This window comes from Kineosporia sp. NBRC 101677 (assembly GCF_030269265.1).
In the GTDB taxonomy this organism is placed as follows: Bacteria; Actinomycetota; Actinomycetes; order Actinomycetales; family Kineosporiaceae; genus Kineosporia; species Kineosporia rhizophila.
Window position 1 is genome coordinate 270,478 of the sequence record NZ_BSTA01000011.1, and the last position, 21,575, is coordinate 292,052.

Annotated in this window: 21 protein-coding genes; 15 read left to right on the forward strand and 6 right to left on the reverse strand. The window is 69.8% G+C overall.

Annotated elements, in window-relative coordinates; genetic code table 11:
* Positions 1-82: 82 nt before the first annotated feature.
* The 3 genes from QSK18_RS28505 to QSK18_RS28515 form a co-directional block, all read right to left on the reverse strand.
* Positions 83-787: an SIMPL domain-containing protein gene (locus tag QSK18_RS28505; protein WP_232813453.1), complete on the reverse strand. Its 705-nt coding sequence runs from the start codon at positions 785-787 to the stop codon at positions 83-85.
* Entirely contained in the window at positions 784-1,236 is a 453-nt protein-coding gene (locus QSK18_RS28510; RefSeq protein ID WP_285625335.1) for an SRPBCC family protein, read from the reverse strand. Before QSK18_RS28510 ends, QSK18_RS28505 begins: the two co-directional genes overlap by 4 nt.
* Before the next feature lie 80 nt (positions 1,237-1,316).
* Positions 1,317-2,246, reverse strand: a complete 930-nt coding sequence (locus QSK18_RS28515; RefSeq protein ID WP_232813455.1) for an AraC family transcriptional regulator — start codon at positions 2,244-2,246, stop codon at positions 1,317-1,319.
* A 351-nt stretch (positions 2,247-2,597) separates the two neighbouring features.
* Here QSK18_RS28515 and QSK18_RS28520 point away from each other — a divergent pair, with 351 nt between their 5' ends.
* The 3 genes from QSK18_RS28520 (at position 2,598) to QSK18_RS28530 (ending at position 6,643) form a co-directional block, all read left to right on the forward strand.
* On the forward strand, positions 2,598-4,922 hold the full coding sequence (locus QSK18_RS28520) for an HNH endonuclease signature motif containing protein (RefSeq protein ID WP_285625339.1): 2,325 nt from the start codon (positions 2,598-2,600) through the stop codon (positions 4,920-4,922).
* A 90-nt stretch (positions 4,923-5,012) separates the two neighbouring features.
* Positions 5,013-5,507: an anthrone oxygenase family protein gene (locus QSK18_RS28525; RefSeq protein ID WP_285625342.1), complete on the forward strand. Its 495-nt coding sequence runs from the start codon at positions 5,013-5,015 to the stop codon at positions 5,505-5,507.
* A 281-nt stretch (positions 5,508-5,788) separates the two neighbouring features.
* Positions 5,789-6,643 carry an SDR family oxidoreductase gene (locus tag QSK18_RS28530; RefSeq protein WP_285625345.1) on the forward strand — a complete coding sequence of 285 codons (855 nt, stop codon included), beginning with the start codon at positions 5,789-5,791 and terminating at the stop codon, positions 6,641-6,643.
* Positions 6,644-6,646: 3 nt separating this feature from the next.
* On the opposite strand, the gene QSK18_RS28535 is transcribed toward QSK18_RS28530, so the two are convergent.
* Positions 6,647-7,006 carry a winged helix-turn-helix transcriptional regulator gene (locus QSK18_RS28535; RefSeq protein ID WP_232813497.1) on the reverse strand — a complete coding sequence of 120 codons (360 nt, stop codon included), beginning with the start codon at positions 7,004-7,006 and terminating at the stop codon, positions 6,647-6,649.
* Between the two features lie 142 nt (positions 7,007-7,148).
* Here QSK18_RS28535 and QSK18_RS28540 point away from each other — a divergent pair, with 142 nt between their 5' ends.
* The 9 genes from QSK18_RS28540 (at position 7,149) to nagB (ending at position 17,325) form a co-directional block, all read left to right on the forward strand.
* Positions 7,149-8,003, forward strand: coding sequence for an SDR family oxidoreductase (locus tag QSK18_RS28540; protein ID WP_285625348.1), 855 nt, complete (start codon positions 7,149-7,151; stop codon positions 8,001-8,003).
* Positions 8,004-8,229: 226 nt separating this feature from the next.
* Complete coding sequence (locus QSK18_RS28545; RefSeq protein ID WP_285625351.1) at positions 8,230-9,399, forward strand: ROK family protein; 1,170 nt, start codon at positions 8,230-8,232, stop codon at positions 9,397-9,399.
* 142 nt (positions 9,400-9,541) lie between these two features.
* Positions 9,542-10,825 (forward strand): extracellular solute-binding protein, encoded by a 1,284-nt coding sequence (locus QSK18_RS28550; RefSeq protein WP_232813461.1) that lies wholly within the window; start codon positions 9,542-9,544, stop codon positions 10,823-10,825.
* 23 nt (positions 10,826-10,848) lie between these two features.
* A complete protein-coding gene (locus QSK18_RS28555; RefSeq protein WP_285625356.1) occupies positions 10,849-11,784 on the forward strand; it encodes a carbohydrate ABC transporter permease in 936 nt (311 codons plus the stop codon).
* On the forward strand, positions 11,781-12,686 hold the full coding sequence (locus tag QSK18_RS28560; protein WP_232813463.1) for a carbohydrate ABC transporter permease: 906 nt from the start codon (positions 11,781-11,783) through the stop codon (positions 12,684-12,686). Before QSK18_RS28555 ends, QSK18_RS28560 begins: the two co-directional genes overlap by 4 nt.
* Positions 12,683-14,227, forward strand: a complete 1,545-nt coding sequence (locus QSK18_RS28565) for a glycoside hydrolase family 3 N-terminal domain-containing protein (RefSeq protein ID WP_285625360.1) — start codon at positions 12,683-12,685, stop codon at positions 14,225-14,227. The genes QSK18_RS28560 and QSK18_RS28565 overlap by 4 nt, the downstream gene beginning before the upstream one ends.
* Complete coding sequence (locus QSK18_RS28570) at positions 14,224-15,300, forward strand: ROK family protein (protein WP_285625363.1); 1,077 nt, start codon at positions 14,224-14,226, stop codon at positions 15,298-15,300. Before QSK18_RS28565 ends, QSK18_RS28570 begins: the two co-directional genes overlap by 4 nt.
* Before the next feature lie 31 nt (positions 15,301-15,331).
* On the forward strand, positions 15,332-16,543 hold the full coding sequence (gene nagA, locus QSK18_RS28575; RefSeq protein WP_285625366.1) for an N-acetylglucosamine-6-phosphate deacetylase: 1,212 nt from the start codon (positions 15,332-15,334) through the stop codon (positions 16,541-16,543).
* Positions 16,543-17,325: a glucosamine-6-phosphate deaminase gene (gene nagB / locus QSK18_RS28580; RefSeq protein ID WP_232813467.1), complete on the forward strand. Its 783-nt coding sequence runs from the start codon at positions 16,543-16,545 to the stop codon at positions 17,323-17,325. Before nagA ends, nagB begins: the two co-directional genes overlap by 1 nt.
* Here the strand turns inward: nagB and QSK18_RS28585 are convergent.
* Positions 17,322-18,167 carry a spermidine synthase gene (locus QSK18_RS28585; RefSeq protein ID WP_285625370.1) on the reverse strand — a complete coding sequence of 282 codons (846 nt, stop codon included), beginning with the start codon at positions 18,165-18,167 and terminating at the stop codon, positions 17,322-17,324. The two genes, nagB and QSK18_RS28585, sit on opposite strands and share 4 nt — an antisense overlap.
* A 49-nt stretch (positions 18,168-18,216) precedes the next feature.
* Here QSK18_RS28585 and QSK18_RS28590 point away from each other — a divergent pair, with 49 nt between their 5' ends.
* Both QSK18_RS28590 and QSK18_RS28595 read left to right on the forward strand, forming a co-directional pair.
* Positions 18,217-18,945 carry a GNAT family N-acetyltransferase gene (locus QSK18_RS28590; protein ID WP_285625374.1) on the forward strand — a complete coding sequence of 243 codons (729 nt, stop codon included), beginning with the start codon at positions 18,217-18,219 and terminating at the stop codon, positions 18,943-18,945.
* 8 nt (positions 18,946-18,953) lie between these two features.
* Entirely contained in the window at positions 18,954-19,433 is a 480-nt protein-coding gene (locus QSK18_RS28595; protein WP_232813470.1) for an NUDIX hydrolase, read from the forward strand.
* On the opposite strand, the gene QSK18_RS28600 is transcribed toward QSK18_RS28595, so the two are convergent.
* Positions 19,430-21,139: a phospholipase D family protein gene (locus QSK18_RS28600; RefSeq protein WP_352396679.1), complete on the reverse strand. Its 1,710-nt coding sequence runs from the start codon at positions 21,137-21,139 to the stop codon at positions 19,430-19,432. The two genes, QSK18_RS28595 and QSK18_RS28600, sit on opposite strands and share 4 nt — an antisense overlap.
* 72 nt (positions 21,140-21,211) lie before the next feature.
* Here QSK18_RS28600 and QSK18_RS36085 point away from each other — a divergent pair, with 72 nt between their 5' ends.
* Positions 21,212-21,568 (forward strand): pentapeptide repeat-containing protein, encoded by a 357-nt coding sequence (locus QSK18_RS36085; protein WP_352396680.1) that lies wholly within the window; start codon positions 21,212-21,214, stop codon positions 21,566-21,568.
* Positions 21,569-21,575: the final 7 nt, after the last annotated feature.

The following is a 21,575-nucleotide window of genomic DNA, read 5'->3' on the forward strand; positions in this document are numbered from 1 at the left end:
TGAGCGGCCAGCGCCAGCCCGCACACCCCACCCACCACAACGTCCACCCGTTCGTTCCCGCGAACGTGCCCACCCCCGTCCTTTATTGGCTCGAATCACCCTCCAGCACGAACGAAACCGTAACCATCCCCTCAACGCGTACCGGTTCTGTACTGCTCAGGTCGAGCTGCGGCCGATCCCCCGCCTCACCCTTGGCCCGGGCCGCGAACGACTGGCGAACGCCCATCGGATGCACACCACCGGAGCCCGGATCGCTCACCCCGACCACCGGGCCGAGCCGCAGACCCAGCGCCGCCGCATAGTCTTTCGCGGCCTCCCGGGCCTCGGCGATCGCCTTCACCCGGGCCTCGCGGCGCAGCTCGCGCAGGTTGCTCACCTCCCACTCCAGATGATCCACCCCGAGCCGCTCGGTCTCCAGCACCCGCTCGGTCAGCCTGGGCAGCAGGTCCAGATCGGTGACCGTGACCACGATCTGACTCCAGACCTGGTGCCGGGAGCGCTTTTCCTGCTCCCTGCCGCCGTCCCAGGAAGACACCGAGCCCACCGTGTAGGTGCAGCCCAGCTCGTCGAGCAGGCTTCGGGCCCCGGCCAGGGCGTGGGCGAACGCATCGGTCGCCGCCTTCTCCGAAGGTCCGGCCACCTGCACCCGCAGATGCAGACGGGCGCGGTCGGGCATCGCCTCGGCGTAGGCCGAGCCGGTGACGGTGGCCACCGCCTCCCGCCCAGGGCCGGACAGCCGGCCTTGGCCGGGGTCGGACAACTGGCCTTGGCCGGGGCCGGAGCTCACGGCGCGTCCTGCGCGATCTGCTGCTGCAGCCGGTCGAGCTTCTCGCCGTAGATGCGCTTCAGGCCACCGGGGGCGAAAGTACGCTCGAAGAAGCCCTTCACACCGCCCGCCCCCTGCCAGGTGATCTTCACCGTTACCCGGCTGCCGCTCGGGGCGGCCGCCACGTCCCACAGCACCCGCAGCGTGGACCGGGTGTCGGACTCCAGCAACTGCTGCCCGGCCGGCGGCTCGGTGACCACGGCTTCGACGTGCCGCACCCGCTTCTTCGTGGCGTGCAGGTCGTAGGTGACGTGGGTGCCCTCGCCGGTACCCCCGGCCGTGACCTCGTAACCGGTGAACTGCTCCGGCAGGATCTTCGGCCGCATGATCGTGTAGTCGGCCAGGGCGTCGAAAGTGACATCGGGCGGGGCCACGATCTCGCGCTCCAGAACGACCAGGATCTCACTCACCACTGTGTCCCATCTGCAGGAAGAACAAAGCCACACGATCTGGGCTTCTTTCTTCACCCTATGCCCTGGGTACGACAGTCTCAGGCGGACACCCGGTACTCGCTGGGACTCATCCCCCGCACTCGTTTGAACGCCGCGCTGAGCGCGAACGGCGTGCTGTACCCGACCTGCCGGGCCACCGCACTCAACGTCATGTCCGGCGAGCGCAGCAGGTCGGCCGCCAGGTCGAGCCGCCAGCTGGTCAGGAACGTCATCGGCGGCTCACCCACCAGTTCGCGGAACCGCCGGGCCAGCCCGGCCCGCGAGACCCCGACCTCGGCGGCCAGCGAGTCCACCGTCCACGGGCGGGCCACCTCGTCCTGCATGAGCCGCAGCGCCGGTCCCACCACCGGATCGCCGTAGGCCAGGTACCACCCCGGCGCAGCCCCGTCGGCCCGGGCGAACCAGGCCCGCAGCGCACTGATCAGGGTGAGGTCGAGCAGCCGGTCGAGCATCGCGCTCTGCCCCGGCTCGTCCTTCACGATCTCCTCGTTCAGCAGCGCGGGCAACGGGCTGCCCCACTCCTCGCCGGTGAGCACGATCAGCTCAGGCAGGGCGTCCAGCAGCCGGCGACTGGTCTCACCGGGCAGCTGGTAGGAACCGGTGACGATCACCGTCTCGCCGTTCGGGTCGTTGCCCCAGCTGCGGGTGCCGAGAGTGGAGATCAGCACCGGCAGCCCGTCGGGCGTGACACACACCTGCCCCGGAAGGACGATCGCCTGAGGCGGGGTGGCCGGATCGTCGGCGACCACGTACGGCCGCGGCCCCTTGAACAGGGAGACGTCACCCGGCCCGAGCCACCGCACTCCCCCTTCGGCCGGCATCACGCAGCCCCGGCCGGAGACCACCGAGCAGAGTGTCAGTGCGGCCTCGTCGGCGATCTTCATCGACCAGGGCGCGGTCAGGGTGGAGCGCAGCAGGAACGCCTCGCGGGCCCGAGGCCCGTCGAGCAGTGCCGACATCCCGTCCATGGTGATCAACTGTAAATCACTCCACCCCGAGCTGAGCTGGGGTTTCGACCGCCGGATCCGGGCTTGGGCGGTTTTGTCGGTGGTCGGGCCTAGTCTGGTTGCTGTCGCGATGGGGGTCGCGAAAAGTAATTGAGGACGGGGGTGTTGGGCATGGGTGCGCTGGCTGAAGGACGCGTCGGGGCTGGGTCGCCAGGGCCGGTCAGGGAAGTCTTCGAGTGGCTGCTGCAGGAGCTGGACGCGCTCGGCGGCGTGAACTGCCCGACCAGCCCGAGCGGCCCGAGCGGCACGAGCGGCCCGAGCGGCCCGAGCGGCACAGCATCCGGGGCGGCGTACGCCTGGCACCGTGCAGTGGTGGCCCGCGAACTGGTGATCCGGCAGTTGCAGGCTGCTCAGCTGCACGCCCTGACTCAGGCCGTCAAGGTGGTGCCCCCAGCCCGGCGCCGAGGCACCGAATCCCCCGATCCTCTTGACGCAGAACAGAATTCGGCCTGGTCGATCTCGTCGCAGAAACTGGTTGCCTCACGCCTGGCGCCCGAGTTCACCTGTCACCCCCGTTCCATGGCGGCCGAGATCGCCGTCGCGGTCGGGCTCACCCAGGATCTGCCGCGCATCATGTCCCTGCTGGACCAGGGGCGCCTGGACCTGCGCCGTGCCTCTCTGATTACCCGCAAGCTGCACGAGGCCTGTGACGAACTTCCGGATCTGGAACCAGGAGACGAGTCCTGGCTCCTGCTCGAAGCACTGCTGGCCGGTCAGGCTCCCGGGCTGACCTACGGGCAGCTGGAGCGGCTGATCGAGCAACTGCTGCTCCAGCTCGAGCCGGACGGTGGCGCCGCTCGCCACACCGAGGCCCTGCGCGGCCGGCACGTAGATATAGAGGCCCGACCAGACGGCATGGCTCTGGTCACGGCACTGATCTCGGCCGAGACAGGCCAGTTGCTGGACGGTTTCCTCGACGCAGCAGCCGATGCGGCTCGCGACCAGGCCGAGGCCGACGGCGTGCCCGACGGTCGCACCCATGCGCAGCGGCGGGCCGATGTGCTGGCTGCCCTCGTACAGGCCCTGTCCGAGGGGGTGGACATTCCGCTGGTGCCTGACCCCCGCAACGAGGTCCGTGACGACCCTTGCGAGGACCCTGGCAGCGAAGACGAGTCCAGCGGCGAACGCGTCAACAGCGAACGCGATCGCGCACACAGCGACGGCGAAGACAGGGACGGCGAAGACAGCGACCGCGGAAACAGCGACCGCGCACACAGCGACCGCGGAAACAGCGACCGCGGCGACCAGCACAGCGAAGAACGCGACAGCGCAGAAGGCGACAGCAGCTCTGAGTCCTCCACCGGCCCGAATGCGCACCGCTCGAGCGGGACCAACGCTGACGCATCTGCGAAGCAGCAGACAGAGCAAACCTCGAACCGAAAGACCACCGAAGACGATCCCGCCGCTTCCTCCGCCCCGACTTCAGACTCCCCCCACCGCCGGCCCGAAGAGCAGCAGGATGCTGACGAGGTCCGTAGACAGGAAAGTTTCACCAGGTTGGGCTTTCCACCGGTGCCGTCGGGCCTGGTTCCGGCCTGGTGGCGTCTTCGAGATCTGCCGCGCTCCGGAAGACGTGGCCCTCACCTGGTAGTGACGATCACCGACACCACGCTGCTGGGCCTCGACAACATCCCGGGTCTGCTGCAGGGCCATGGCGTCATCACGGCTGAGCAAGCCCGCCGACTCGCTGTGGCACCGGGGCAAGTGACCCTCATGGTCCTGCCCGGCGCCTGCACGCATGATCACGCAGGCACGGCCGTTGGCAATGCCGACAGCGACGTGGCCACTGACCAAGACCCCGGCGCATCCCCAGGCACTGAACCCGCCTGCCCCATAGGTCTCGACCACAACCAGGCACAGGTTGATCGATACCGCCCCGGCCGCACCCTGTTCAACCAGGTCACCGCCCGCTATCCCGTGTGCACCTTCCCCGGCTGCACAACCCCGGCCAGCAAGTGTGATCTGGACCATCTCAAGCCTTTTCAGCAGGGCGGCCTGTCCTGCGCCTGCAATCTTCATCCGGCTTGCCGTGGCCATCATCGCCTCAAGACCTTCGCCGAATGGCACGCTCGCCTGGCTCGGCCGGAAGATCTCTGTCCGCCCGGCACGATCATCTGGACCACCCCGGACGGCGCCGAGCACAGCAGTCCACCACCGCGTCTGCCTGGCATGCCGGGGTGGAGCCTGCCCACTCGCGCCCCCTCGTTGCCTGACGCCGACGGGACGTTCTCGCGGACCGACCTGATGTCCTCGGCCGAGCGCACTGCCCGCCGCACCCGCAGCTGGCTGCGGCAACTGCAGTGGCAGGCCGACCAGAAGGACCGGTCCCGGCGAGCCGCAGCCAGGCAGGCCAAGCAAGCCGCTCAAGCCCTCCAAGCCGCCGAGACAGCCAAGACAGCCAAGACAGCGCAGGCCGCCACAGGTCCCCACGCCACGCAGACCCGAACCACCCAAGCCACCACAAGTGCCCAACCCACCCAAGCCGACACAGCCACGCAGACCCTGCAGGCCGCCACAGCCGCACAGGCCGTCCCGACCACGCCAGCCGCCGCGAGACCAGCGTTGGCCCGACCACCCCACGCTCCTTGGGGTGAGCCGACCGGAACCTACCCCGAATACGGTGAACCCCCCTTCTGACCGGCCGGCGACGAGTGGCTTGGACGCATGCGTATGCACCTGCGCCGATCAAGGATGGGAAGTTTCCAGCAACCCGGGCTCAATGGACTCATGAGCGAATTGAGCCGCACCTCAGAGCTTGTCGTCGTGTTCACCGCAGTCGGCTGCGGCCTGGTCGCCGGTGTCCTGTTCGCCTTCTCCGGCTTCGTGATGGCCGGGCTGAACCGGGTGGCACCGGGCCAGGCGGTCGCGGCCATGCAGGGGATCAACGTCACCGCGCTGCGCCCACCCCTGATGATCGCCGTCTTCGCCACGGGGGCGGGCGCTGTGGCGGTCGCCGTGATCGCGCTGCGCAGCACGGAAGGGTCGCTCCGGGCACTGCTCCTGGCCGGGGCCGCGTTGTACCTGCTGGGCGGCGTGGGTGTGACCGGCGCTTTCAACGTGCCGATGAACAACGCCCTGGACGCCCTGAACCCCAGCAGCGCCGACATCGCCCAGCACTGGCAGCACTACCTGACCCGCTGGACTGCCTGGAACCACGTGCGCACCGCCGCCTGCCTGACCGCCGCCCTCAGCCTGACGCTCGGCCTCACAAAGGCCGCCTGACCAAAGCCCGACCAAAGCCCGACCAAAGCCCGACCAAAGCCCGACGAAGGCCCCACCTGAGCCTGACGAAGGCCCGTCCAAAGCCTGACGAAGGGCCCGACCAGAGCCTGACGAAGGCCCGTCCAAAGCCTGGCGAAGGCCCGACCAGAGCCCGACGAAGGCCCGACTCGAGCCCGACGAAGGCCCGACCAGAACCCCATGAAGGCCTGACTTTCCGGCTCAGCAGAACTCGTCCCCACTCCCGCCCCACCCGCGAGCAACCATCCCGAAAGGAAATACCCATGTCCATCGTCATCACCGGCGCCACCGGCAAACTCGGCCGGCTCGCACTCCCGGCCTTGCTGAAAAAGGGCATTCCCGCCCATGAAATCGTAGCCGGAGGGCGAAACCTGGAGCTGCTCAGGCAGTTCGCCGAGCAGGGCGTCCATCTGAAGGTGATCGACTACGACCGGCCTGAGACCCTGACCGCAGCCTTCACCGGCGCCGAGCGGGTGCTGTTCATCTCCGGCACCGACATCGGCCAGCGGGTCCGGCAGCACCAGAACGTGATCGACGCGGCCCGTGCCGCCGGCGTGGAGCTGATCGCCTACACCAGCGTCGCCCACTGCGACCGCACCACGGTGCGACTGGCCGACGAGGACAAGCCGACCGAGCTCGCACTGAAAACCTCTGGCATCCCCTCGGTTCTGCTCCGCCACGCGTGGTACACCGAGAACTACACCGACCAGATCCCAACTGCACTCGAACAAGGGACGATCGTGGGCTCGGCGGGCGCGGGCCGCGTGAGCGCGGCCACCCGGGCCGACCTGGCCGAGGCCGACATCGCGGCGCTGCTCGGCGCCCAGGGCGGCGAGATCTACGAGATGGGCGGGGACGAGGCGTTCACTCTCACGGAACTGGCGGCCGAGGTGAGCCGGCAGTCGGGCAAAGACATTGCCTACGCTGACCTTCCGACCGGCGAATACCGCGAGCTGCTGAACAGCTTCGGGATCCCGGCTCCGATGGACGGGCTGCTGGCCGACGCCGACCGGGGCGTACGCGACGGCGAGATGCTGGTCGAGACCGGTGACCTCTCCCGCCTGCTGGGCCGCCCCACCACCTCGCTCGCCGAGGCTGTGAGAACCGCCCTGAGCTGAGCCTCAGTCGCGAGCCAGCATTGTGTCGGCGTTGTTCGCAGCCCAGACCAGCAAGGGCTGCAACAACGCCACCAGTTCTTGGCCCAGCGGGGTGAGGCTGTACTCCACGTGCGGCGGGATCACCGGACGGGCGTGGCGCACCACGAGACCGTCGGCTTCGAACGTCTTCAAGGTCTGGGCCAGCATCTTCTCGCTGATGCCCTGCACCGCCCGGCGCAGCTCACCCCAGCGCAGCGTGCGCCCGTCCAGGGCGATCACCACCAGCACACCCCACTTGCTGGTCACGTGGTCGAGCACCACCCGACTGGGACAGTCCTGCGCGAGGGCGCCGCCGGCGAAGATCTGCTTGAGCCCGACCGTCATCTGCTTCACCCCATCACGCTGGATACTTTCCAGCCGGACAGTACCTTACCTGAAAGTGGGTACTTTCGACTGGGAAGTCTCCTGGCCAGGCTGGCCTTGACCATCAGGCAAGCAGACCGCAGCACCACCGGAAGGAACTCCCATGACCATCGTCGTCACCGCCGCCACCGGCCAGCTCGGCCGTCTCGCCCTCGAGGCCCTGCTCCGCAAGGGCGTCCCGGCCGGGGAGATCGTGGCCGGCGGACGGGACCTGTCCAAGCTCGCCGACCTGGCCGACACCGGTATCCAGCTCAAGGTGATCGACTACGACCGGCCGGACACCCTGGCCGAGGCCTTCCGGGGCGCCGACAAGGTGCTCTTCATCTCGGCCAGCGAGCCCGGCCGCCGCATCCCGCAGCACAAGAACGTGATCGACGCCGCCAAGGCCGCGAACGTGGGCCTGATCGCCTACACCAGCATCGCCAACGCCGGCACCACCACCATGAAGCTGGCCTCCGACCACCTGGCCACCGAGGCCGCACTCATGGCCTCGGGCCTGCCCGTGGTGCTGCTGCGCCACGGCTGGTACCTGGAGGTCTACACCGCACAGATCCCCGGCTACCTCGAGCGCGGCTCGATCGCGGGCGCCGCCGGTGGCGGCCGGGTCAGCGGGGCGAGCCGGGCCGACCTGGCCGAGGCCGACGTCGAGGCGCTGCTGAACGCCGAGGGGGGCGAGGTCTACGAGATGGGTGGCGACGAGTCGTTCACGCTGTCCGAGCTGGCCGCCGAGATCAGCCGTCAGTCCGGCCGTGAGGTGGCCTACAACGACCTGCCCACCGACGAGTTCCGGCAGGTGCTGAGCAGCATCGGCCTGCCCGCCCCGTTGGACGAGATCCTGGCCGACTGCGACCGCGGCATCCGCGACGGTGAACTGCACGTGGGCACCGGCAACCTGTCCCGCCTGCTCGGTCGGCCCACCCGTTCGCTGGAAGAAGCCGTGAAGGCCGCCCTGGCCTGATCCGAGCCCCAGCACCAGCCCCAGCACCAGGCAGGAGCCGAGCGGCCCGCGACCAGACGGTCGCGGGCCGCAGGCATATCCTCGGACACAACCCGAGAACAAGACCCGAGAACAAGACCAGCGGACACAACCAGCGAACACGGTCAGCGGACACGACCGGGGAACAAGACCAGAACCAGGCGCTTCAGGCCTTGACGGCGTTTTATAAAGACGCTTCACTAAAAAAATGCCAGCCACCCCCGGGAGGGCCCTCCGCCCGACCACCAAGGTCATGCCTGGCCAGGCCCGCGTCTACAACCGGTCCCTGGTCCTGCAGTCGCTGTACAGCGACGGTCCGCAGAGCCGGGCCGACCTGGCGCGGGTCACGTCCCTCACCCCGGTGACGATCGGCGCCCTGGTCAGCGAGCTGATCACGGAAGGGCTGGCGGTCGAGCTGGGCACCCGGGCCGGCACCGCCCGGGTCGGGAAACCGGCCACGCTGGTGGGTTTCGAGCCCGCGGCGGCGCACATCGTCAGTCTCGACCTCTCCCCCGACGTGTTCTTCCGCGGCGCGGTGCTCGACCTGGCCGGCAACATCCTGGTCACCCGCCAGGTGCCGCGCGAGGGCCGCACCGGCGAGGCGGCGGCCACCGCCGTCACCGAACTGGCCCGCGAACTCACCGAGCTGGCCGAGCGACCGGTGCTCGGCATCGGGGTCGGCAGCCCCGGCGTGGTGGACCATCACGGCACCGTGGTCAGCGCCCCCAACCTCGGCTGGGCGGGCATGCCCCTGGCCGAGGTGCTCAGCAAGGCCCTGGAACGGCCGGTGCACGTGGCCAACGACGCGAACGCCGCCGCCCTGGCCGAACACAGCTTCGGCGCCTCCGAGACCGAGGCTGCGACTGGAACCAACGAGAACAACCGGGCCAGTGGCGTTCTCGTCCTCACGGTGGGGATGGGTGTGGGCGCCGGGATCCTGCTCGACGGGGCTCTGGTGCGCGGCGACCGGTTCGCCGCCGGTGAGATCGGGCACCTGATCGTCGAGGAGCCCGGGCTGCCCTGCGCCTGCGGCCGCTCCGGCTGCCTGGAGCGCCTGCTGTCGGTCACCCATCTCCGCGAAAGACTCGCCGGTCTGCCCGATCCCGAGCAGCAGGAGGTACTGGCCCAGGCCGGGACCAGCCTCGGGATCGCGCTCGCCCCGGTGATCAGCACGCTCGACCTCGGCGAGGTCGTGCTCACCGGCCCGCCGGACCTGCTCGGCGGCGCTCTCCTCGATGCGGCCCGCACGGCGATCCGGCGGCGCGTGCTGCCGGTGGTCGGGCAGGCCCTCGAGATCCGGTTGTCCACGCTCCACGAGAACAGCATCCTGCTCGGCTCGGCCGTCCTCGTTCTGTCCGGCGAACTCGGCGTCTCCTAGAGATCAGGCACTCCGAAAACCGCTCCAGCCGAAAAACCCGAACCAGCCGCAAAAACCGAACCAGCACCGAAACGGAACGGCACGAAGCCGTTCCGTAGATCCCGCACACCCATTTTCGCTCTCGTTCCAACGGAGGAACCCCGTGAAGATCCGTGCTCTGGCCGCGGTGGGCATCGCCACCGCCCTCGCCCTGTCCGCCTGTGGTGGGGACAGCGACGACACGTCCGGCGGCAGCAACGAAGGCGAGGCCAAGACCGGCACCGTCCGGCTGTGGCTGAACGGCGAGGACACCCCGCAGGAGCTGGTCGACTACGCCAAGGCCGAGTTCGAGAAGGCGAACCCCGGCTCCAAGCTGGAGTTCGAGCGGCAGCAGTGGACCGGCATCGTGGAGAAGCTGACCACCTCGCTGTCCAGCAGCGACAGCCCGGACGTGGTGGAGCTGGGCAACACCCAGGCGCAGGCCTTCGAGGCCGCCGGCGCGCTGTACGACATCTCCGACAAGAAGGCCGAGCTCGGCGGCGACGACCTGGTGCAGAGCCTGGTCGAGTCGGGCAGCTACGACGGCAAGTTCTACGGCGTGCCCTACTACGGCGGCGCCCGGATCGTGGTCTACCGCAAGGACCTGTTCGAGAAGGCCGGCCTGGAGATCCCCACCTCCACCCAGGAGTTCGTGGACGCCGGGATCAAGCTCAAGCAGGAGAACGCCGCCGAGGCCGACTTCTCCGGGATCTACTACCCGGGCAAGTACTGGTACGCCGCACTGCCCTTCATCTGGGACGAGGGTGGCGACATCGCGGTCAAGGAGGGCGACGCGTGGGTGGGCAAGCTGTCCAGCCCGCAGTCGGTGGCCGGCCTGACCACGGTCAAGAAGATCATGGACGAGGCGTCCGCGGCGCCCAAGGACGCCGACGAGGCCAAGGACTACCTGGACTTCTGCAAGGGCAAGATCGGCATGCTGATGGGCCCGGGCTGGAAGGTCGGCCAGATCCTGAACGAGGACGACGGCTGCCCCAAGATGGAGAAGAACATCGGCGCGTTCGCCCTGCCGGGCAAGGCGCCGGGCACCACCGCCCCGGCCTTCCTGGGTGGCTCCAACCTGGCCATCTCGGCCAAGTCGGCGAACCCGGAGCTCGCCTACAGCCTGCTCAAGATCATGGCCAGTGAGGGCTACCAGACCAAGCTGGCCGACCTCGGCCTGCTGCCGGTGAAGAAGTCGCTGCTGGGTCAGGTCACCGGCGACGAGGCCGCGGAGGCCCAGGCCAAGGCGGCCGAGAACACCCGCTTCACCCCGGCCAGCGAGAACTGGGCCGGTGTCGAGGCCGGTTCCGTGCTGCCGGACATGCTGGTCGCGATCGCCCAGGGCAAGGACGTGGCCGCCGAGGCCAAGACCGCCGACGAAGCCATCGCCTCGGCCCTGAACCAGTAAGCACCATGACCACTCTCCCCCCGATGACCCCGGCACAGGCCGAAAAGCCTGTGCCGGGGGCACCCCCCAAGAAGCTGGCCGTACGAGCTCTGCCCTACGGCCTGCTGCTGCCGGCCACCCTGGTGCTGGTTCTGGTGCTGGGTTACCCGTTCGGCCGGCTGTTCGTGCTGTCGATGCAGAAGTTCGGCCTCAAGCAGCAGTTCGGCGCCCCGCCGGACTGGGTCGGCCTGGACAACTACACCGGTATCTTCAAGGATCAGCAGTTCTGGGTGGTGCTCGCCCGGACCATCGGATTCTGCGCCACCGCAGTCGTTCTCACCATGGTGCTGGGCATGCTGGTGGCCCTGCTCACCCGCCGGGTGGGCCGGGTGCTGCGGATGGCCCTGATCGTCTCGCTGCTGTTCGCCTGGGCCATGCCCCCGCTGTCGGCCACGGTGGTCTGGCAGTGGCTCTTCGACACCCGCTACGGTCTGGTCAACTGGCTGCTCTCGCAGTTCGGCGGCGACTTCCACGGCCATTCCTGGCTGAGCAACCCCTGGTCGTTCTTCGGCGTCGCGCTGATCATCGTGGTCTGGATGGGCATCCCGTTCGTCGCCTTCACCCTCTACGCCGGCCTGACCCAGGTGCCCGGTGAGGTGCTGGAGGCCGCAGAGCTCGACGGCGCCGGGGTCTGGCAGCGCTTCCGCTACGTGATCCTGCCCTTCCTGCGCCCGGTGATCCTGATCCTCACCGCCCTGTCGGTGCTCTGGGACCTGCGCGTGTTCACCCAGTTCTACGTGCTGCAGAAGGCCGGCGGCATCGCCCGCGACACCAATGTGCTCGGGGTGTACGCGTACCGGCTGGCCTTCGGCGAGAACAAGTTCGACGTGGGCGCCGCCGTGGCCGTGGTGATGCTCCTGATCACTCTGCTGTTCACCGTGTTCTACCTGCGCCAGATCACCCGTCAGGAGGAGCTGTGAGCCTCACCAGCCCACCCAAGGTGAGCCGGCCGCCCGAGGCGGCACCGACGTCCGTCGTTCGAGCCAACAAGCGCCGGCGCAAGCCCGGAGACCTGGCCGCCAACCTCGCCGCCGTCGTCGTGGTCCTGGTCGCCATGTTCCCGGTGTACTGGATGATCAACACCTCGTTCCAGCGCGGTGTGGACATCCAGAGCGACACCCCGAACTTCCTGCCCTGGAACGCGACCCTGGGCAACTACCGCAAGGCGTTCGACCAGGGTGACTTCGTCAGCGCCCTGCGCAACAGCCTGACCGTCACGCTGATCACCGTGGTCGTGGCGATCGTGTTCGCTCTGCTGGCGGCCGTGGCGGTGAGCCGCTTCCGGTTCCGCGGCCGCACCAGCTTCATCGTGGCCGTGCTGGTGGTGCAGATGATCCCGGCCGAGGCCATGGTGATCTCGCTGTTCAAGGTGCTGGACGGCTGGCAGCTGGTGAACACCGTGTTCGGCCTGACCCTGGTGTACCTGGTGGTGGTGCTGCCGTTCACGATCTGGACGCTGCGCGGGTTCGTCGCCGGGGTGCCGCTGGAGCTGGAGGAGGCGGCCATGGTCGACGGCTGCAGTCGCTTCCAGGCCTTCACCAAGGTCACGTTCCCGCTGATGGCGCCGGGGCTGGTGGCCACCGGCACGTTCGCCTTCATCCAGGCCTGGAACGAGTTCACCTTCGCCCTGGTGCTGATGAACAAGCCGGAGAACCAGACCCTGCCGGTGTGGCTGCAGACGTTCAACGAGGGCGCCAAGGGCACCGACTGGGGCGGCGTGATGGCCGGTTCGACGCTGATGGCGATTCCGGTCATCGTGTTCTTCATGATCGTGCAGGGACGGATGACCGAGGGGCTCGTGGCAGGGGCGGTCAAGGGATGAGCAGCACCGAAGAACAGGTCGTACGACAGGCCCACCGCGTCCTCATGCCGTCGTTCCACGGCACCACGCTGCCGGGGTGGATGCAGGAGAGGATCGCCCAGGGCCTGGGCTCGGTGTGCCTGTTCGGGACCAACCTGACCGGTTCCGACGATCAGGCCCGGCACCTGGTGCAGGAGATCCACAAGAGTTCTCCGGACGGCTGTCTGGTCACCCTGGACGAGGAGGGCGGGGACGTGACCCGCCTGGACGCTCGCAGCGGCAGCCGTACGGCCGGGCATGCGGTGCTCGGAGCGGTGAACGACGTGGCGCTCACCCGGGCGGTCGGCGCCGGTATCGGTAAACGCTTGCGGGACATCGGGATCGGCCTGGATCTGGGACCGGTGGCCGACGTCAACTGCGAGCCCGACAACCCGGTGATCGGGGTGCGCAGCTTCGGGGCGACTCCGGAGCTGGCGGGACGGCACGTGGTCGCCTTCGCTTCCGGGCTGCACTCGGCCGGGGTCGCCTCGTGCATCAAGCACTTCCCGGGACACGGTGCCACGGTGGAGGATTCGCACCTGTCGATGCCCCGGCTGGACATCGACGAAGAGACGGCACGTAAGCGCGAACTGGCCCCCTTCGCGACGGCGGTGGCCGCCGGGGTGCCCGCGGTGATGACGTCGCACGTGGTGCTGGCCGCGGTCGATCCGGTGAACCCGGCCACGACGAGTCCCGCGGTTCTCGGGATCCTTCGTGAAGAAATGGGTTTCGAAGGGGTGATCGTCACCGACGCCCTCGACATGGTGGGCGTGGCCCGGCCCTACGGGGGCACCGGGCGGGCGGCGGTGGCGGCCCTGGCGGCCGGAGCCGACCTGCTGTGCATCGGTCCCGAGCGCGAGCCCGGCCAGATGGAACCCATCGTGAGCTGGATCGTGGACGACATCGTGGCCGCGGTCGCGGACGGCCGGCTTCCGGCCGAACGGCTCGCGGACGCGGCCGGGCGGGTGGATGCCCTGGTCAGGGCGGTGCAGTCGGGTTCTCTGGCGCCTGAACCGCCGATTGAGGACGCTCGTGGGCCTGTCTCCGGGAACGGAGACTCGGGTGGGGGCGGCTACCAGGACGGGGAGGCCGACCTGGAGGCCGCCCGCAGAGCCCTGTTCCTGCGCGCTCCGGACGAACTTCCGGTGCTGAAACACGCTCTGCTACTTGAGTTTCACGTCACGCCGGGAATCGCCGCGGGTGAGGTACCGTGGACGCTGCCGCTCGAGGGAGCGGTGAAGCGTTCTCTGTCCCCGGCCGACGATCTGGAGTCGGTCCTGGCCGAGGCGGAGGGCAGGCCCCTGGTCGCACTGGTGCGGGATGCTCATCGGCACACGTGGGTGGCAGACCGGTTGGCGCGGATCGCCGGGGCACGCCCGGATCTGGTCACGGTCGAGACCGGGTGGCCGGTCGTGAATGCTGAGGGTGAACCCACCGGGTTGCCCGGCGCGGTGGCGGTATGGACGTACGGAGGATCATCGGTGAGTCTGCGAGCAGCCGCGGAAAGGCTTGGCCCACGGTGATCGAACGCAAGTTGCTGGCCGGGCTCGACATCGGCGGTTCCAAGGTGCTGGCCGTCGCGGTCGACACCGGGACCCCGGACGGGCGGGCCCGGGTGGTCGAGTCGGTCCGGCTGAACACCGGCCTGGGCCCCGAGGGGGTGGTCGACACCGCCGCCCGAGCGCTCACCGCGCTGGCCCGCAAGCTGGCCGCCCGGTTCGACGGCCGGCTCGATGCCGACCCCGACGGGCGCCTCGACAACGGTGCGCCGGCCCTGCCCCGGCAGCTGTTCAGCGGCGTCGGCATCGGGATCCCCGGGCTGGTCGACGCAGCCCGTGGTCGCATCACCCACGCGGTCAACCTGGGCGTGGGCCCCGGCGGGCTGGCCCTGGCCGAGCTCCTGGGCCGGCGGCTCGACCTGCCCGTGGTGGTCGAGAACGACGTCAACGCGGCGGCCCTGGGCGCGGCCTCGCACCTGCGGCTGGGCCGGGTGGACATGGCCTACCTCAGCATCGGCACCGGCATCGCGGCGGGCATCGTGCTCGACGGCGAACTGCGCCGCGGGCCGCACAACGCGGCCGGCGAGATCGGGCACATCCCGGTCGACTCGGCCGGTCCGCTGTGCAGCTGCGGTCAGCGCGGCTGCCTGGAGTCGGTGGCCTCGGGCAGCGCCATCGCCGCCCGCTGGAGCACCCGCGAGGGCAGCGACCTGCCCTCCGGACAGGACCTGTTCGACGCGGCCGCCGCCGGTGACCTGGCGGCGCGGGCGCTGCGCGACGAGGTGGCCGACTCGCTGGCCGCCGGGGTGCGCATGCTGGCCCTCACGGTCGATGTCGACCTGATCGTGCTGGGTGGCGGCGTGGCCGAGATCGGTGAGCCGCTGCGGCACGCCGTGGCCAAGGCCCTCGACCGGCAGGCGGCCGGATCGGACTTCCTGCGGGGTCTCGACCTGGCCGCCCGGCTCACCGTGGTGCCGCGTGACCAGCCGGTCGCGGCGATCGGCGCCGCCCTGCTGGCGATCGACCCGCCGCTGTCGCAGATCGACCCCGACGCAGAGCTGGTGCCGGGTGTGCTCGCCGGGGACCTTCCCGCATGAACAGCCCGGCGGTAGCGCGGGTGGTGTCGCCGTGAGCGGCACCCGGGTCGCCGCCGTCACCGGAGCCTCGGTGCTCGACCCGGTCACCGGGCAGAGCCGGCGAGCCGATGTGGTGCTCGCCGAGGGCCGGGTGGTCTCGGTCGGTTCGGTCTCCTCACCCGTGACCCACTCCGGTGAGGTCCTCGACGCAACCGGCCTGACCCTCGTCCCCGGTCTGATCGATCTGCAGGTCAACGGCGCCGCCGGGGTGGACATCACCGCCGATCCGGAAGGCCTGTGGCGGGTCGCGGCCGCCCTCCCCCGCTACGGCGTCACCTCGTTCCTTCCCACTTTGGTGACCACCGACGTCCGTACGCGGTTGAGGGCCATGGAGGTACTGGCCGACGGCCGCCCCGATGCGGTTCCCGCCGGCGCGCGCCCCCTGGGCCTGCACTTCGAGGGCCCGATGCTCGCCCCGGCCGGCAAGGGCGCCCACGACGAGCGCTTCCTGCGCTCTCCCAGCCTCGACCTGATCGAGGGCTGGGATCCCGAGTCGGGCGTTCTGATGGCCACTCTCGCGCCCGAACTGCCCGGCGCCCTCGAAGTGATCCGTGAGCTGGCCGATCGGGGCGTGCTGGTCTCGATGGGCCACACTGCCGCCACGCTCGAGCAGTTCGAGGCCGGGGCAGCGGCGGGCGCCCGCGCGGTGACTCACCTGTACAACGCCATGACCCCGTTTCACCATCAGCAGCCCGGGCCGGCCGGGGCCGTGCTCGACGGGGGCGGTCTGGTGGCCGGGGTCATCGTCGACGGCCTGCACGTTCATCCGCGCACGGTGTCGCTGACCTGGAACGCACTCGGCTCCCAGCGTTTCCTGGCCGTCAGCGACACCACCGCAGCCCTGGGCCAGCCCGACGGCGAGGCCCGGCTCGGCTCCCGCCGGGTGATCATCCGCAACGGCTCGGTCCGCCTGGCCGACGACGGCACGACCCTGGCCGGTAGCGCCGTCTCGCTCGACCAGTGCCTGCGCCTGCTCGCTACTTTCACCGGGCGCGAGCTCGGTGAGGTACTGCCCGCCGCCACCACCGTGCCGGCGGCCCTGCTCGGTCGCGACGATCTGGGCCGGATCCGGCCCGGCAGCGTCGCCGACCTGGTTCTGCTCAATGACGACCAGTTCCCCGTGGCCACCCTGGTCGAGGGGAACCTGGTCTACGACTGGTATTTCGCACCCGCGCCGGAATGGACCGAAGGACTGCTGGGCTGATGGAAGTCATTGTCCTACCTACTGCCACCGAGACCGCCGCCCTGGCGGCCGACATCATCGAGACCCTGTTGCGCACCGGCGCCGAGCCGGTGATCGGCCTGGCCACCGGCTCCACCCCGCAACCGCTCTACCAGGAGCTCACCCGCCGGCACAAGGAAGCGGGCCTGAGCTTCGCGCACGCCCGGGCCTTCATGCTCGACGAGTACGTGGGCCTGCCCGAAGATCACCCGGAACGCTATGCGGCGGTGATCCAGCGCGAGGTCACCGACCGGCTGGACATCCCGCCGGCAGCGGTTCAGGGGCCGAACGGCGCCGCCGCCGACCCGGTCGCCGAATGCGCCCGCTACGAGCAGGCGATCATCGACGCGGGCGGTATCGACGTGCAGATCGCCGGGATCGGCTCGAACGGGCACATCGCGTTCAACGAGCCGGGTTCCGCCCTCACCTCACTCACCCGGCCGAAGACGCTGAACGCCCGCACCCGGCAGGACAATGCGCGGTTCTTCAGCTCGCTCGACGAGGTGCCCCGGCACGTCCTCACCCAGGGGCTGGGCACCATCGGGCGCAGCCGGCACCTGCTCATGCTGGCCAGCGGTGAAGGCAAGGCGGAAGCCGTGGCGCACGCCGTGGAGGGTCCGCTCTCGGCCGTCTGCCCCGCGTCCATCGTCCAACTGCACCGGCACGCAACGGTTCTGCTCGACGAACCGGCCGCCGGCCGGCTGCAGCTGCGCGAGTACTACGACGACATCTGGGCCAACCGGCCCGACTGGCAGCCGCTCTAGCCCTTGAAGAGTCCGTCCGGAGGTTCCGGTGACTGCTGCGCCTGCGCATCGTTCACCGGCTGGGCACCGGCCACGAAGTTCTCCAGGTCGGTGCCCGCCAGCACCCGCGCGGCGAACACGTCCGAGGCGGTGCGCCGGGCCAGCCCTCGCAGGGGCAGCGGCCCGGTGCTCGCGGCCAGCACCAGGTTCCCGAACCGGCGGCCGCGCAGCACCGGCGGCTGGGCCACGATCATGGTCTCGGCGAACACCGTCTGGGCAGTGGCCACCTGCGCCCGGGCGAAGTGCAGCCCGGGCCCGTCGGCCAGGTTCGCCGCGTAGATCCCACCCGGCCGCAGCACCCGCGCGGCCTGCTCGACGAACTCGGCCGAGGTCAGGTGGGCGGGGATCCGGGCGCCGCTGAACACGTCCACGATCATCAGGTCGACGCTGTCCTCGGTGAGCCCGGTGAGCACCTCCCGGGCGTCTCCGGCCCGCACCCGCACGCCGGAGTTCTTCGGCAGCGGCAGGTGCTCGCGGACGAACTCGATCAGCGGCTCGTCGATCTCCACCACCCGCTGCCGGGAGCCGGGACGGGTGTGCGCGATGTAACGCGGCAGGGTCCAGGCGCCCCCGCCCAGGTGCAGCACGTTCAGCGGCCGGCCGGGCTCGGCGGCCAGGTCGATCAGGAAGCCGAGCCAGCGCATGTACTCGAACTCCAGGCGGGTGGGGTCGGCCAGGTCGACGTGCGACTGGGCGGTGCCCTCCACCAGCAGGGTGAACGACTCCGGCCGCTCCGGATCGGCCGTGATCTCTGCCGCACCCTGCGCCACCGTCCGCCGCAGGAGGGCATCCAGACGACGCACCTGACCCCGGCCTGCTTCCTTCGATCCCACGGCGTCGATGATGCACTACATGAGCGACACCGGGATCCACCTGTTCAACGCCAACAACCAGGGCCGCTGGAGAGCCATGGACCTGCCCACCGGCGGCCTGCCCAACGACCAGGACGTGTTCTCCCGGCACACCCCCGGCGGCGGCCAGGTCGTGGCCCGCCGCCCGCTGTCGCCCGCACGCATCGCCGAACTCTTCGAACTACCTGTCCTCGGGCGCCGGAACATGGTCGAGGACTCGTTCGGCGTCGGCGGGGTCGTGGTGCCCGAAGGCGTGACTCCGTTCGTCTACCCCGTCATGCTGCGCACCGCCGAGCCGGTCGAGGTCGTGAAGCGGCCCGGGGTCGACGTGACCATCGCCACCACGCCCGACGAGCTGGAACAGGCCGAGCAGGTCATCGTCGAGGGCTTCCCCCGCCCCGAGGTGCAGCCCTGGCAGCCGGGCGGGTTCCTGCCCAAGGCCGTGCTGAGCAACCCGGGGTGGCGCACCTGGCTGGCGCGGCGTGACGGAGTGCCCGCAGCGGCGGCGGTGAGTTACGACGACGGCGCACTACTGGGCGTGTACTGGCTGGCCACGCTGCCGGCTCACCGCGGTGGCGGGCTCGGGGCCGCGCTGATGACGGCGATCCTGGCCTCCCGCCCCGAGATGGCATCCGGGCTGGTGGCGACCAAGATGGGCCTGCCCCTGTACGAGCGTCTGGGCTACCGGCCGATCTCCCAGGGGGTCTGGTACGCGGTGAGTGGGGCATGATGGCGCCCGTGGCGACGAGAAGCGCAGCAATGCTGGTCTACCGGTTCGACCACGACGGCGATCTCGAGGTGCTGATCGCGCACATGGGCGGGCCGTTGTGGGCGCACAAGGAGGACCACGCCTGGTCGATCCCCAAGGGCCTGTTCGAGCCGGGCGAGGACGCGCTGACCGCGGCGCTGCGGGAGTTCCAGGAAGAGATGGGGTCCCCCGCCCCGGAGGGTCCCTACCTGGAGCTCGGTGACACCAAGCAGTCCAGCGGCAAGGTGATCACCACCTTTGCGGTGCACGGCGAGCACGACGTCAGCACGTTCTCCAGCAACCTGTTCGAGATGGAGTGGCCGCGTGGCTCGGGCCAGATGCAGTGGTTCCCCGAGATGGACCGGGCCGCCTGGTTCGACCTCCGGACCGCAGCGACCAAGCTGGTCAAGGGGCAGCTGCCGATCCTCGAGGCGCTCAGCCAGGCGGTCCACCGGCAGACCGCGCCCTAGAACTTCACCTTCGGACGCAGTCGGCGGGGACGGTCGTCCGGGTCGTAGATCATGCGGTACACCGGCGTCGCCCAGAGCCGGGCCAGACGGCCGATCGGCTCCGGATCGTGCTGCCGGGCATGACCTTTCGGCCGCTCCGCGCTCTGCCCCTGGGCATGCCAGTCGTCCAGGGCACGGGCCGTGCTCTTCCACAGGTCGAAGGCCGTGACGGGGTCGAGCAGGCGGGGATCGTCCTCCGGGATGCCCAGGTGCTCGGCCCACAGCGAGAGCCGCAGATCGCGCGGCAGCCGGCGGGCCCCCAGCGCGGTGGGCTCGCGCGGGTCGTGCTCCGGATCCAGCACCGCGCAGGTGAGTTCGCTGTCGTTGGTCCACGAGCGACGGTTGAAATTGTCCGAACCGCAGGTCATCCAGACGTCGTCGACCACACAGATCTTGGCGTGCACATAGATCGGCACGCCCTGCGGGTTCTCCAGGTCGTACACCGCGAACCGTTCCGGTGCGGCTTCTTTCAGGGTCTTGATGGCGTCGAGCTGCCCCAGCCGGTTGGGCGGGTTGTTCTGGTCGGGATAGCGCGGCACCACCGCGATCACCCGCAACTCCGGGGCCCGCCGCAGGGCATCGGCAATGCCCTCGGCCACCACCCGCGACCAGAGGTACTGGTCCTCGACGTAGATCAGGCTCTGCGCCTGCTTGAAGGCCTTCTCGTAGGCCCGGGCCACACTGCGCTCACCGTTCTCGGCGAAGGGGTAGCGAGGACGCTTCGCGCCGTAGGTACGCAGCAACTGCACCGCATGACGCCCGCTGGGCTGCGGATCCGGAAACGTCTCGGGCAGCTTCTTCGGGTGACGCGGCATGTGGGCCCGACGCTGGATCAGCATCCGGTAGGGCGTACGCCGGTCCAGCGGCGTCGGATCGTCCCAGCGCTCGATGAATGTACGCAGCAGGTCGCCGACAATCGGCCCTCGCAGCTCCAGAGCGGCATCGTGCCACGGCGCCCGCCCCTGGTAGCGCTCGTCCATCGGGGCCTGCTGCGGGTCGCCCCGATGCTCGGCGTCGTCGCGCCGGGAGTAGCACAGGTCGATCCCCCCGACGAAGGCCACGTCCCGTTCGGGCTCTCCCTGGTGCCGGATCACGAAGAGCTTCTGGTGATGCGCCCCGAACCGCCGGACCCGCTGGTCCAGCAGCACCTCCCCACCGGCCAGGTTGATCTCGGTGCCCAGCCGCTGGTTCTGCTGGGCACTGAACGCGAAGCTGTCCGAGTGCGAGCGCCAGAGCAGGCCGCGCACGTCCACCCCGTCGCGGGCCAGGCCGGTCAGCACCTCACCGATGGTCGGCCCGTCGTCCAGCAGCTTCTCGTCGCGGTCGCCCCGCCAGTCGGTGAAGTAAAGACGATCGCCGCGCCGGAGGGCGGTCAGCTCCTCGTAAAGTCGACGAAAGTAGTTGGCACCATGGACGAGTGGACGCACCTGGTTGCCGGCCACCCAGCCGCGGCCGTCGTCGCGGGGAATGCGGTCAATGGTGGACGAGGGGTTGCCGCGTTCGGAGGGAGTGAGGAACCAGATGCGGGTGGCCGGGTCTTCGTCCTCGTCCACCCCGGGCACGTCGATGTCCGGAGCGGGGTCGATGTCGGGGGCCGTCTCGCCTTCCTCGTCGACATTGGGCAGGCCGTCCAGGTCGTCCGGGCCTGGCTGGGACGAGCGGGGCATGCTGGAGCCGGCCTCGCTCGTATCGGCCTGTCCCGCAGCGTCCTCGCCCGAGCCCGCCTGACCCGAGCCGACCTGACCCGAGCCTGCCTCGCCCGAGCCGACCTGACCCGAGCGGACCTGTCCCGAGCCGACCTCACCCGAACCAGCCTGACCCGAGCCGACCTGGCCCGCAGCGCTCTCGCCCGAGCCAGCCTGACCCGCAGCGCTCACGCCCGAGCCAGCCTGATCCGAGCCGGCCTCGCCCGAGCCGACGCGGGCATCCCTGCCCGTTGTCCCGGTGCCCTCGCGTGCGTCCATTGGTGTCCGAGACTAGGGCGTGTCCTGCGGATCTTCATCGGAGATGAAGAACGATGCAGGCGAGGACGATCTCGGCGCGGTGGTAGGCCGCTCGCTTGGCGAAACGGGTGGCCAGGCCACGGAACTGCTTGAGCCGGTT